The organism is Nitrosomonas sp., assembly GCF_043753625.1.
GTDB lineage: Bacteria > Pseudomonadota > Gammaproteobacteria > Burkholderiales > Nitrosomonadaceae > Nitrosomonas.
On sequence record NZ_JAYUWI010000089.1, the window covers coordinates 1 to 12328 of the forward strand.

The following is a 12328-nucleotide window of genomic DNA, read 5'->3' on the forward strand; positions in this document are numbered from 1 at the left end:
AATCGGAAATCGCATTCCTTTTACAACCAGCATGTAGCCTCACCATTTTTTCGATGTCAACAGTCTACACGAAGGTATCGATGATCTCGCTTAATGCGACAGAACCTGCGATGGTCTGCAATGGTTCCATGTTTGGTTTTTCCAATCGCAAGTATTGGATTGTCGCTATTTTCATCATGACATGCCGTACACTTACTATCTCCTTTCAGTACTAGATCTTGAGGAGGATCTTCTTCATCGAGATCTTCCGCGAAAACATACTGAGGAAGTATCAAAATACCAATAACGAAAGAAATAACTAATAGCCAAGACAGAATAATCTGTGCAGTCTTTAAATTACTTAACATTCTTACTCACTCACTAAATTGATTATTAGAAATAAATCATCTGAGAGCGCATTATTGATGACATCAAAAAAATTCTAAGTGAGTTTCCACACACTAAAAGTGAGATAAAATTTTGTCAGGTAGAAAGCTGCCGGGCGGCGTTTGATGGTGGAGTACTGCTGGTTGTTATCTAGTAAGTATGTGAATCCCCCGGTGATTCTGCTTGTTAGTTCTGATACAACTTTATCTTTTATAGCAAACTTCTTGGTGTTATAATTTAAAGCTTTTGTTGCGTCCCGTTGCAGGGTGCGGGGCAAAATAGAGTTCCATTGTATTTTTTATATAACTAACCAAAGGGTTTTTGCCTATTTATGACGACTATCAAGCTTAAGGAAAACGAGCCATTTGAAGTTGCTATGCGACGTTTTAAACGTTCCATTGAGAAAACAGGAATACTGACAGAATTACGCGCACGCGAGTTTTATGAAAAACCGACGGCGGAACGTAAGCGGAAACTGGCGGCGGCTGTAAAACGTAACTACAAGCGTTTGCGTAGTCAATTGTTACCTCCTAAGCTTTATTAAGTCGTAATAAATAGAAATAAGATAAATTTGAGTGTAGCGTAATGCTATTTCCGAGCATTCTCGGAATAATCATCAAAGCTAATCAACTAACAATTCGTTGCATGGTGTACGATGAGTCTGAAACAGAGAGTTACTGAAGACATGAAAACAGCTATGCGTTCGGGTGACACCAAGCAGCGGGATACCATACGCTTGTTACAGGCTGCCATTAAACAGCGCGAAGTCGATGAACGCATCGTGCTTGATGATGCCGCAGTGATCGCGGTTATTGAAAAAATGCTCAAGCAACGGAAGGACTCTATTACGCAGTATGAAGCTGCGCAGCGGTTGGATCTGGCTAATATTGAGAAAGATGAGGTCATTGTATTAAGTGCATATATGCCGCAAGCGCTTGATGATCCTGAAATTGATGCGTTGATTGCTGATGCAATTTCTGAAACAGGAGCAAAAGGTATGCAGGATATGGGTAAAGTTATGGCCATATTGAAGCCGAGACTTGCCGGGCGTGCGGATATGGCTAAAGTGTCAATGCTGATTAAAGGAAAAATATCAGCCTGAGATTACCCAACTACTTTGGGATTGTTTTTTTAAACGACACCATAGTTGATGTAATTTATTTATACTTGAAGCTGGATGTTATTGATTGCTTTCGGTAAATGATTCCTCAGCCTTTTATTTATGACCTGCTCAATCGTGTAGATATTGTTGATGCGATTGATCGTCACGTTCCACTAAAAAAAGCAGGCGCTAACTTTATTGCTTGCTGCCCGTTTCATAGTGAAAAAACGCCTTCATTTACTGTCAGCCAGACTAAACAATTTTATCATTGCTTTGGTTGCGGCGCGCACGGGAACGCAATTAGTTTTTTAATGGAATATAGCGGATTGAGCTTTGTTGAAGCTGTGCATGATCTGGCAGCTTATGTTGGGATGCAGGTACCTGAGCAACAGACGGATACTTTTTTCAAACAGACTGTTCCAGATGATTTATCGCAATATCCAGTAAATGGCCTGGGCAGCAATAATCCAGAAATATCACCACAGGATCTGTTAAGTGTGCTGCAAGCTGCTACCCGTTTCTATCGAGAGCAGCTCAAGATTTCAGAAAAAGCCATTGCCTATCTCAAGAAACGCGGCTTGTCCGGGAAGATAGCAGCACGATTTGCAATTGGTTATGCCCCGGCTGGCTGGCAAAATCTCGAAGCCGTTTTTACTGATTATAAATCTGATAGAACCCGGAAAATATTACTGCAAGCCGGATTGATAATAATCAGTGACGAAGCCAAGCAATATGATCGATTCAGGGATCGTATTGTGTTTCCGATTCTGAACCAGAAAGGCCAAATAATTGGCTTTGGTGGTCGCGTATTAGAGCAGGAAGAGCCGAAATATCTGAATTCTCCGGAAACAATTTTATTTGAGAAGGGACGGGAATTATATAATTTCTTCTCGGCGCGCCGCGCGATACGTGAAGCCAATCGTGTGATTGTTGTAGAAGGTTATATGGATGTCATCGCTCTCTCACAGCACGGGATTGATTATGTAGTGGCAGCATTGGGTACGGCTACTACTAGCTTTCATATACAAAAACTTTTGCGTCAGACCGAAAATATTATTTTTTGTTTCGACGGAGACAAAGCGGGCAGGAAAGCCGCGTGGCGGGCGCTTGAGAATAGTTTGGCATTGCTTTCAGATGGAAAGTATCTGAGTTTTCTTTTTTTGCCCGAGGGAGCTGATCCAGATAGTTACGTGAACCAGTATGGAAAGGAATCCTTTGAACAGCAACTTAAGCAAGCAATACCCTTGTCAGAATTTCTATTCAAGGAATTATGTGCAGGGACAAATCTCCAGGCCAGTGAAGGTCGTGCCAAGTTAGTCAGTGATGCAAAGCCGCTATTGCAGCAAGTGGTAGCGCCAGCATTATCTGTGATGCTGGTAAGACGCTTGGGGGAATTGAGCGGGATTAGTCAAGGTGAGCTAGAAGAGTTGTTGCAAATAAAGCGTGTGCCCAGGGCGCATAAGATCAAGAATGCGGCGAGAAAACAACCAATTACTCCTTATCGTCGGTTAGCAAGGATGCTATTGTATAGCCCGAATTATATCGCTAAACTAGACAAATATTTGCTTGTCCAATGTAACGAAAATAGTGAAGAAGTTGCTGCGTTAAAAGCGCTTGTTGATTTTCTTGATACGCACCCTCAGCTGATAGCAAGTAAATCTGCGCATTCAATACTGACTTATTTGCAAAATAGCCCATATAGAGCATTACTGGAAGATATTGAAAGTGAAACCTTGGAATGGGGTAGTGCAATTGATTTGGAGGAAGAGTTTTTAGAAGTATTAGAGAAATTACAGCAAACGCAACGGAATAAACGTATGACTGAATTACATAGCAAATCCTTGGATAGGTTAACCGACGAAGAAAAGCGAGAACTCCAACGATTGGCTATGAAATGAAATCAGCTACAGGTGTCAGTGTTATCGAATTTTGATACAATCTAATACTTTTAGCTTTTAATTTATCCAATATTATTGGGAATCCAATATGCCAAAGACAAAAGCGGTCGAGTCAAAAGGTAATGAAGTTACCAAGAAATCAGTAACTAAAAAAATAAAAAATATCAATACCGAAGCAGTTGAGAAAGAAAAGTCTAATAAATTAGTAGTCAAAACTGAAAAAAAGGTAAAAATAACTGCTAAAAAAATAAAAGAAGAAACAATAAGCGTAGGTGCCGCTGATATAAAAGTATCCGCTAGAGCGGCTTACGCTGCTACTGAGATTTCACAATCAATCATTGGAGAAGATGACATCGAATCCACTGATGGCAAGAAAACCAGAGGTAGAACACCTAAGAAAAATAAAGCAACGGCTGGAATTGACCAAGTGATTGTTGTGGGAGCAATTTCTGTTATCGATGGCGGTAACTCACTGCCACAAGATCTCGAAGCGCGTCGCATGCGCCTGAAAATGCTGATTGGGTTGGGCAAAGAGCGCGGGTACCTGACTTATGCTGAAATCAATGATCATCTGCCTGATGACATGCTGGATGCGGAGCAGATAGAAGGCATTATCAGTATGATCAATGATATGGGTATATCGGTGCATGATGAGGCACCGGATGCCGAAACATTGCTGATGTCGGATGCAGCAACAACTGTCGCTGATGAAGATGTGGCAGAAGAAGCAGAAGCGGCACTTTCTACTGTAGACTCTGAGTTTGGACGCACCACCGATCCCGTGCGCATGTATATGCGGGAAATGGGGTCAGTGGGTTTGTTAACGCGTGAAAGTGAAATTGAGATTGCAAAACGTATTGAAGGTGGTCTGCGTCACATGATTCAAGCAATTTCTGCCTGCCCCCCGATCATTGCAAGAATTGTCGATCTGGCTAATGAAGTTGAGAAGGATATCCTACGCATCGATGAAGTTGTCGATGGGCTACTGGATGCAAACGCTCAAGATATTATTAATGAAGAGTTTTCTGAAGAATCATTAGAGCAAGAATTAGCTGCCAACGATCTTGGCAATGAAGATGAAGATGAGGATGGAGACAGCGCTGCTATCGCCAGTGCAGATTTATTGAAATTAAAAGCTGATGCACTGGAACGTTTCTCGGTTATTCGTGAAATCTATACCGAGATGCAGAACCTTCTTGAAAAGGACGGACCGTATCATCAGGAATATATTGAGTTACAAGATAAAATATCTTCTGAACTAATGGCTATTCGCTTCTCAGCAAAAATGGTAGAGAAGCTTTGCGATACGCAGCGCGAATTAGTCGGCGATGTACGTAATTACGAACGCAAAATAATGGATCTATGTGTATCCAAAGCAAAAATGCCAAGAAACCATTTCATTAAGACTTTTCCTGGGAATGAAACAAATCTTGAGTGGATAAAGCAAGAAATCGAAGCTGGAAAGCCCTATAGTCAAGCACTCGAGCACTATAGGCCTTCGGTTCTGGAAGAGCAACAAAATTTACTAGCGCTCAAAGATAAGATTGGCATTCCAATCAAAGATTTGAAGGAAATCAATCGTAAGATGTCGACAGGTGAAGCTAAAGCGCGCCGGGCCAAGCGCGAGATGACCGAAGCAAATTTACGTTTAGTAATCTCTATTGCCAAGAAATATACCAATCGTGGATTGCAATTCCTCGATCTGATTCAGGAAGGCAATATTGGCTTAATGAAAGCGGTCGATAAATTCGAATATCGGCGCGGTTATAAGTTCTCAACTTACGCAACTTGGTGGATTCGTCAGGCGATTACCCGGTCTATTGCCGATCAGGCACGCACTATCCGGATACCGGTTCACATGATTGAAACAATCAATAAAATGAACCGCATCTCACGCCAGATCCTGCAGGAAACCGGACAAGAACCGGAACCAGCCGTTCTAGCGCAGAAAATGGAAATGCCAGAAGAGAAGATTCGTAAAATTCTTAAAATCTCCAAAGAGCCAATTTCTATGGAAACGCCGATTGGGGATGATGAAGATTCGCATCTCGGCGACTTTATTGAAGATGCGGCAACGATGGCGCCAGCCGATGCAGCAGTTTATGCTAGCTTACGTGGCGTGACAAAGGATATACTTGACTCTTTGACGCCGCGGGAAGCCAAAGTGCTACGTATGCGTTTTGGCATTGAAATGAATACCGATCATACTTTAGAAGAAGTCGGAAAACAGTTCGATGTTACCCGTGAACGCATTCGTCAGATTGAAGCCAAGGCATTACGCAAATTACGTCATCCTGCGCGTTCTGAGCGTTTACGCAGTTTCCTAGATACTGGTAATAATTAAAATAATAATTTAGGGGTCTGTAGCTCAGTTGGTTAGAGCAGGGGACTCATAATCCCTTGGTCGCTGGTTCGAGTCCAGCCAGACCCACCAATAAATCAAGCGCTTAGAGATATATTTTCTAAGCGCTTTTTTCTTTTCTGATAATTGTAACCGTTTTGTAACCACGATTTATCAACATTAAACAACAAAAACCCGCCATAAAGACGGGCTGGTAAACGTGATCCTGGTGGATTGATTAAATCGAATCTGATTCGCTGCTTGACCGCCTGATGTTGTTTGCGAATCTATTTTCCGTATCCCAAGGCTTGCGGCCTGTTGAATGATTGGCGATTGCACGCCCTGCGGTGGCGGGATGATCCACTGCTTGCCGTGTAATCCGTAATCTTGTCGCCAAAGAAGAAGCCGCCCGACTCTCTCTTTCAGCAATCCTTAATAATGTATCGTAACGTTTCAAACCCTCATCATCAGCCAGCGATGCCCGGTTGAAATTAACCAGCTCATCAGCAATGATTCTGTTGTTCACCACATGACGGCAATACATTTCAAGCATGGGCGCGTGCGTTGTGGTAAATGACGTAGCTGGCTGATCGTTTACAATTTCTGACCAAACCGCCATTTCTGCATCGCTTAGATGTAATGGTGCTTCTAGTCTTTTAGCTGCACCTATATCAAACTTCGCAACGGTTAATGACGCGCTAGATTTTCTGCCACGAGTAGCCATTTTTAAATCTCCTTTAAAACTTTTTTTCTTCACGTTTATGAAGGTTTGGTCATAGAGCGGTACTTTAAAATGAGAGCTCTAGAGATTTTTCCCGCCCCGTGGCATACCTGCGGCGGCTTCATGCTTTCTTTAGTATCTCTTATATAACAGACAGTTAATTCAGAAACTTGTTCACTTTTTCTTAATTTCCACATTTGCCAAAGCGACGGATTAAAACCGATAAAACCGACAAAACCGATAAACAAGCGAATAAATCACTCTCAAACACTCCCGCCCATCCCCTCAACAAACGTATCAATAAACGATTTAATCTTATCAGCCACCCGCTCAATGATCGGTTTGCGCTCCAATATCTTGGGTTTAAAGTTAAGCGTGTCGACAATTTCCTGATCACGCGGTAAGCGATTGGCGAAGGTGTAGTGGTTCAGTATTTTTTCCAGTTCTTGCTGTGACAGGTTTTCTTCTGCGCATAGCTTCATGAGCGCTTCTTTTTTGCTTGCCGTCCAATACTTCTCAAATGCTTGGATCACATTCTCATTCGGTTTGAGTTTGGGTAGGTTTTCTTCAATGAATGCTTCAATCAAGGCGCGTTTGCTGCGCAGTTGCACTTCACCGGCCACCAGATCAATGATTTCTTTCTGGCGTTTTTTGGCCTCAATTGGGTCAAGTATATTCAGGTTTACCAGCAGATTGAGGATATAAGCGACATTGATTTCATCACGGTGGATCAGACTCAGTTCAAAATCGATATCTTCCAGAATAGAGACTTTCTCGGGATCAGTCTGTTTTTTAACCTTGTCATGAATATCCAGATATTTGCTTTTATAGTCTTCAAACTGCTGCGATTCCAGGTTCAAGTTGGCGTCATCAAAATCAGCGAAGGTCGTGAGGATGTTCTTAATACGCAGCAGCTCTCTAAACTTGGTGACAAAAGCCAGCTCTGCCTTTTCATCGGGCAAAACATCCACACTGGCAACCGTAGGCGCTATCTTCAACAATTCTTCAGTGGCCTTATTAAATTTCTCCACATAATCTTCATACGGTTCCAGCAATACCGTTTCCTTGGCATCCTTGTTTGAGAATAGCGCAATGGCCTCATCGGTAGCGGCTTTCAGGTTTCTGAAACAAACGATATTACCCTGTGATTTCTTTTCATTCTGGATGCGATTGGTGCGTGAGAATGCCTGCACCAATCCATGAAACTTGAGATTCTTGTCGACATACAGCGTATTGAGTCTTGGGCTGTCAAAGCCGGTCAGAAACATATTCACTACCAACAGGATATCAATTTCACCGCTGCGCACGCGCTTGGCAATATCCTGATAATAGTTATAGAACGATTGATTATCATTGGTACTGTATTTCGTGCCAAACATCACATTGTAATCACCGATAAACTCATCCAGTTTATCCCTGCTGCTTTGGTTCACCCGTGCATCACTGGGCACATCGGGCGCTTCTTCCGGGATCATGCCATTGGCCAGCGGGTTGGGTTCATTCGCGGCATAACTGAATATCGTGGCGATTTTAAGCGGGCGTGCTATTCCAGCCTGTTTTTGTTTGAATAGCGCGTAATACTGGATCAAGTTGTCGATGCTGCTGACACAAAACATGGCGGTAAAGCTGGTCGCCTTGGTTTTTTGTGCATGGTGGGCCAGAATGTAATCAGTGATCTTTTCCAAGCGGTACGGGCTGTCGAGTAATTCCTGTTTGTTGATGGCCTCGACCTCAATATCCAGTTGATTGGCGCTGTCCTTATATTGGTATTTACCGACATATTCCACTGCAAAGCGCAATACGTTTTCATCCTTGATGGCATCGACAATTACATATTTGTGCAGACACTCACCAAACAAATCCTTGGTGGTTCTGATCTGCCCTATGCCATTGTTGGCGTTATCCGCAAAAATCGGCGTGCCGGTAAAGCCAAACATCTGTGCATTGTTAAAGAATCGCTTGATGTTCTGATGCGTTTCACCAAATTGGCTGCGGTGGCATTCATCAAAAATAAACACAAACTTGTGATCTTGCAGGTGTGCAATCTTATCGAAGTAATAGGGTTTGATCAGTGCGTTATTGAGTTTTTGGATGGTCGTGACAATCAGCTTAGTACTGTCATCGGTGAGTTGTTTCACCAGATTGTGCGTGTCGGTGGTGGCATCCACGCTGCCTTTGGCGAATGCATTGAATTCGCGCGTGGTTTGATAATCCAGGTCTTTGCGGTCGACCACAAACAACACCTTATGCACCTTGGGCAGGCGCATGATGATCTGGCTGGCTTTGAAGGAAGTCAGTGTCTTGCCTGATCCAGTGGTATGCCAGATATACGCATTGTCATTACTGTTCTTGACCCGATCCACCAGCGCTTCTGTGGCATAAAACTGATAAGGGCGTAATATCTTCAACACGCCTTCTTCAGTAATCACGGTGTAATGCGTGATCATCTTGGCAATATGGCAAGGCTTTAAAAATTCTTTAGCAAATTCACACAAATCGGATAAGCGGTTGTTCTCTTTATCTGTCCAGAAAAAGGTTTGCAGAACCGATTGCGTTTTGTTATTCGAGAAATACTTGGTATTCACGCCATTGCTGATGATGAAGAGCTGCACATACTGAAACAATCCCGCCCCGGCATCATAGGATTCATGCTGATAGCGGTTAACTTGGTTAAACGCCACTTTCAGCTCAGCACCGCGGCGCTTGAGTTCGATCTGTACCAACGGCAAGCCATTGATCAGGATCGTCACGTCATAGCGGCTGTTGCGCTTGGCTGACATGCTGACTTGATTCGTCACCTGAAACTCATTCATGCACCAGTCATCACAATTGAGAAAACTGATATAAAGCGTTTCAGCCGGTTGACCATTGGCGGCTTCACGTTTCAGCGCAAACTTATCGCGCAGTATTTTGGCACGCTCCACGATGGTGCCGGTGTTCAAATGATTCAGCACCCGGTCAAATTCTGGCTGGGTCAGTTGGATATTGTCGTTGTGGACTTCCAGTTGGCGCTTGAGATTGGCCAGCATCGCGGCTTCATCATCAATGCGCACGCGCGCATATTCCATACGCTCAAGCTGATCGATAAGATTCTGTTCCAGAGCGTATTCGGATTGGGTGGTCATGTTGGCTTTCTTGATTTAATACTTTCTTCTAATTGCTCAAGCTCATTCAAATCCTGTTCATCGGCTTCTATGGCTTCCAATGTTTTGCGCTTGCCATCAAACGCTTCATACATCGCTTCAACCATTTTTTTCATCTGCGCATTACTGACAGTGCCTTTATGGCTCAGCAGTTTTTTATCGTTAAATTCAATAATACGGTCGATATTTTCACGCCAAAAATCCATAGTAATATCCTGGCGGTTTTTGGCGCGCAATTCTGCTGTTTCTAAAAACACCGTGACAAAACGATTCAAGCTATCCAGTTCATCTTCAGTAAGGTAATTTTTTGCGATGTAAATATCCTGTTTCCTTACAACAGAACCTTTCCAGCTCTTTAGCGCCATATTGGGTTGGTTTTCATTGGCACGGCTTACAATCAGTTCCGCAGCGGTTTTATGGGTAATTGCGAACAGTAATTTATTTTGAGCATCGGCAAAAAACATTTGTGTGGCTTTGTCAGTCGCATCGTAATCGCTACTGAGCGCAAACAAATCTCTCACCTTTTGGTAAAACCGCTTCTCAGAAGCGCGTATATCCCGGATTCTGGCTAACAGCTCATCAAAATAGTCGGGTCTGCCATCCGGATTTCTCAGGCGCTCGTCATCCATCACAAAGCCTTTAACCATGTACTCTTTTAGATTGCGATTTGCCCATTGTCTAAACTGAGTGCCGCGTTTGCTGCGCACCCGGAAACCAATCGCCAAAATCATTTCCAGCGCATAAAAAGTAACCGAATACTTTTTGCCATCGGCGGCAGTTGTTAAATAATCCTTAACAACTGAATCTTCAATTAATTCTTTATCCTCCAGTATGTTAGATACATGAGTGCTAATATTGGGCACTGAGGTGGCAAAAAGTTCAGCAAGCTGGCTTTGATTCATCCATACCGTGCCATCTTTGGTTAAAAGCGATACCGATGTTTTGCCATCTTGGGTGTTATAAATGATGATGTTTTTTTCTTCCATTCTTCAATCCTTTACACAAACATCTGCTGTAGCAAGCCTTTCTTGTAAAGCTTTACGGCATCAAGCTGGGTTTTGGTGTGGGTGATTTTGTCGTCGATGGCGGTGAGGAAGTTGGCGATTCTTGTTTGTTCCACTAAGCACGGCAGCTTAATTGGCATTTTCTGGAACATTGGCAATCGTAATGATTTTACGGTTGAACCGACAGCCTGTGATAAAAAGTAACTTCTATAATGATGAATATAGTAAAACAGGTATTTACCATAACTTTCATCTTTAAAATTCATGATGGTATATGTTCTTTGGTGTAGATCAAACTTACCAATAAAATATTTTGGTAAAAACTCTTGACCCTCACCTGCAACAATTATCGCTTCGCAATCGAATAGATAAATATCGCTAGTTCTAATATCTTGCGAACGATCAAAGAATGTATATTCTCCTGTTAACGTCGAATCTATCCGATTGGATTGGCCTGTAGTTATATTGCTAATCTCACATAAAAGCCTCTCTTCCCACTCAGGAAACTCCCGCCCATCCTCATCTTTAAACCGCAGATTCTGGCTAAAAATCTGCTGCATGACACCTTTTTTGTATTGCGCCAATAAATCGTTTTTTTGCGTGAGCTGGGTGATTTTTTCATCAATCGCCGTGAGGAAGTTGGCGATTTTGGTTTGTTCGGGTAGAGAGGGCATAATAACTGGAATTGAATTGCAGTTATCTTTGTTCATATAAGGAACTGCTGTTTTTGTAGCAACTTTCTCCATATATGGTTTTTGTGTAGTCAGTGCATAAAGGAGGAATTTAAAATAAATATTCTCCTTTGGAAGGAAAGCATGTAATTGCTGGTTGATTATTAGATCAATGCCAGAAATAGCTATTAATCCCAAATCCCCTACACATGAAATAAGAATCGAATTTTTAGGGACTATCTTGGAGCCAATAATTTTTGCTTCTTCGATTGTTATGTTCAGATTCTTTTTTGAAGCAGTAACGATTCCATTTTGCTCGATATCAGGTGTAGTAATCCAAGGAATATCTCCTCTAAATTCTGTTGGTTTATTTCTCCCTGGCACTATAAAATCACAAATACTCCCAACTTTATTTAATATCCACTCATCGCTAAAACCTTCGAATCTGAGATTAGGCACATTCATGCTTATTTCCCAGCCACCGCAAATGGTGGCGCAATCCCTAATTCCTGACAAAACACCGCAATAGTCTCATCGGTCTGTTGGCTTTGCTGATCCAGTGCCTTGAGCTGTTCCACAATCGTATTCAAGTCAATCGCATCCTCGGCCTCAAACGTGTCAACATACCGCGGAATATTCAGATTGTAGTCATTGGACTTGATTGCTTCAAGACTTGCGACGGCGCTGTATTTATCTTCATTCGTGCGTGCCAGATAAGCATCGACAATCTTCTGGATATGCGTCGGGCGTATGATGTTTTGCGTTTTGACTTTATCAAAGTGCTGGCTGGCGTCGATGAATAAAATGTCATTGGGGTTTCTGCGGCATTTTTTGAACACCAGCACGCAGGTGGGAATGCTGGTGCCATAGAAGATATTGGCAGGTAAACCAATCACCGCATCCAGGCAATTCATTTGCTCAATCAGATACTGGCGGATATGACCTTCCGCTGCGCCCCGGAATAGCACGCCATGCGGCAATACCACTGCCATCGTCCCATCATCAGCCAGTTGATAAACCATGTGCTGCACAAACGCCATATCTGCTTTGCTGCTGGGTGCCAGTTTGCCGTACACGCTGAA

The 12328-nt window shown here is 42.8% G+C and carries 10 protein-coding genes and 1 tRNA gene; 6 read left to right on the forward strand and 5 right to left on the reverse strand.

The features are described from left to right. The 6 genes from ACH10T_RS08400 to ACH10T_RS08425 form a co-directional block, all read left to right on the forward strand. The coding region (locus ACH10T_RS08400; protein ID WP_394808853.1) for a hypothetical protein at positions 1-215 on the forward strand (215 nt) is incomplete at its 5' end. A gap of 482 nt (positions 216-697) precedes the next feature. Continuing rightward, on the forward strand, positions 698-910 hold the full coding sequence (rpsU, locus tag ACH10T_RS08405; RefSeq protein ID WP_013964468.1) for a 30S ribosomal protein S21: 213 nt from the start codon (positions 698-700) through the stop codon (positions 908-910). 111 nt (positions 911-1021) lie between these two features. Further along, entirely contained in the window at positions 1022-1468 is a 447-nt protein-coding gene (locus ACH10T_RS08410; protein ID WP_394808854.1) for a GatB/YqeY domain-containing protein, read from the forward strand. A gap of 98 nt (positions 1469-1566) precedes the next feature. Further along, a complete protein-coding gene (dnaG, locus tag ACH10T_RS08415; protein ID WP_394808855.1) occupies positions 1567-3366 on the forward strand; it encodes a DNA primase in 1800 nt (599 codons plus the stop codon). A gap of 88 nt (positions 3367-3454) precedes the next feature. After that, positions 3455-5710 (forward strand): RNA polymerase sigma factor RpoD, encoded by a 2256-nt coding sequence (rpoD, locus tag ACH10T_RS08420; RefSeq protein ID WP_394808856.1) that lies wholly within the window; start codon positions 3455-3457, stop codon positions 5708-5710. Between the two features lie 13 nt (positions 5711-5723). Continuing rightward, a tRNA-Ile gene (locus ACH10T_RS08425) sits at positions 5724-5800 on the forward strand. A 145-nt stretch (positions 5801-5945) separates the two neighbouring features. Here the strand turns inward: ACH10T_RS08425 and ACH10T_RS08430 are convergent. The 5 genes from ACH10T_RS08430 to ACH10T_RS08450 all read right to left on the reverse strand — a co-directional run. Next, on the reverse strand, positions 5946-6431 hold the full coding sequence (locus ACH10T_RS08430; protein ID WP_394808857.1) for a hypothetical protein: 486 nt from the start codon (positions 6429-6431) through the stop codon (positions 5946-5948). Positions 6432-6691: 260 nt separating this feature from the next. Further along, the gene (locus ACH10T_RS08435; RefSeq protein WP_394808858.1) at positions 6692-9553 is read right to left on the reverse strand and encodes a type I restriction endonuclease subunit R; all 2862 of its coding nucleotides are present in this window, start codon (positions 9551-9553) and stop codon (positions 6692-6694) included. Then, positions 9550-10557: a virulence RhuM family protein gene (locus ACH10T_RS08440; RefSeq protein WP_394808859.1), complete on the reverse strand. Its 1008-nt coding sequence runs from the start codon at positions 10555-10557 to the stop codon at positions 9550-9552. The genes ACH10T_RS08435 and ACH10T_RS08440 overlap by 4 nt, the downstream gene beginning before the upstream one ends. Before the next feature lie 11 nt (positions 10558-10568). Beyond that, positions 10569-11711: a restriction endonuclease subunit S gene (locus ACH10T_RS08445; RefSeq protein WP_394808860.1), complete on the reverse strand. Its 1143-nt coding sequence runs from the start codon at positions 11709-11711 to the stop codon at positions 10569-10571. 2 nt (positions 11712-11713) lie between these two features. Beyond that, the coding region (locus ACH10T_RS08450; RefSeq protein ID WP_394808861.1) for an N-6 DNA methylase at positions 11714-12328 on the reverse strand (615 nt) is incomplete at its 5' end.

Excerpts from the sequence above, each read along its gene's own strand:
- rpsU (WP_013964468.1), top strand. The coding sequence starts at position 698 with ATGACGACTATCAAGCTTAAGGAAAACGAGCCATTTGAAGTTGCTATG.
- ACH10T_RS08410 (WP_394808854.1), top strand. The coding sequence starts at position 1,022 with ATGAGTCTGAAACAGAGAGTTACTGAAGACATGAAAACAGCTATGCGT.
- dnaG (WP_394808855.1), top strand. The coding sequence starts at position 1,567 with ATGATTCCTCAGCCTTTTATTTATGACCTGCTCAATCGTGTAGATATT.
- rpoD (WP_394808856.1), top strand. The coding sequence starts at position 3,455 with ATGCCAAAGACAAAAGCGGTCGAGTCAAAAGGTAATGAAGTTACCAAG.
- ACH10T_RS08430 (WP_394808857.1), bottom strand. The coding sequence starts at position 6,431 with ATGGCTACTCGTGGCAGAAAATCTAGCGCGTCATTAACCGTTGCGAAG.
- ACH10T_RS08435 (WP_394808858.1), bottom strand. The coding sequence starts at position 9,553 with ATGACCACCCAATCCGAATACGCTCTGGAACAGAATCTTATCGATCAG.
- ACH10T_RS08440 (WP_394808859.1), bottom strand. The coding sequence starts at position 10,557 with ATGGAAGAAAAAAACATCATCATTTATAACACCCAAGATGGCAAAACA.
- ACH10T_RS08445 (WP_394808860.1), bottom strand. The coding sequence starts at position 11,711 with ATGAATGTGCCTAATCTCAGATTCGAAGGTTTTAGCGATGAGTGGATA.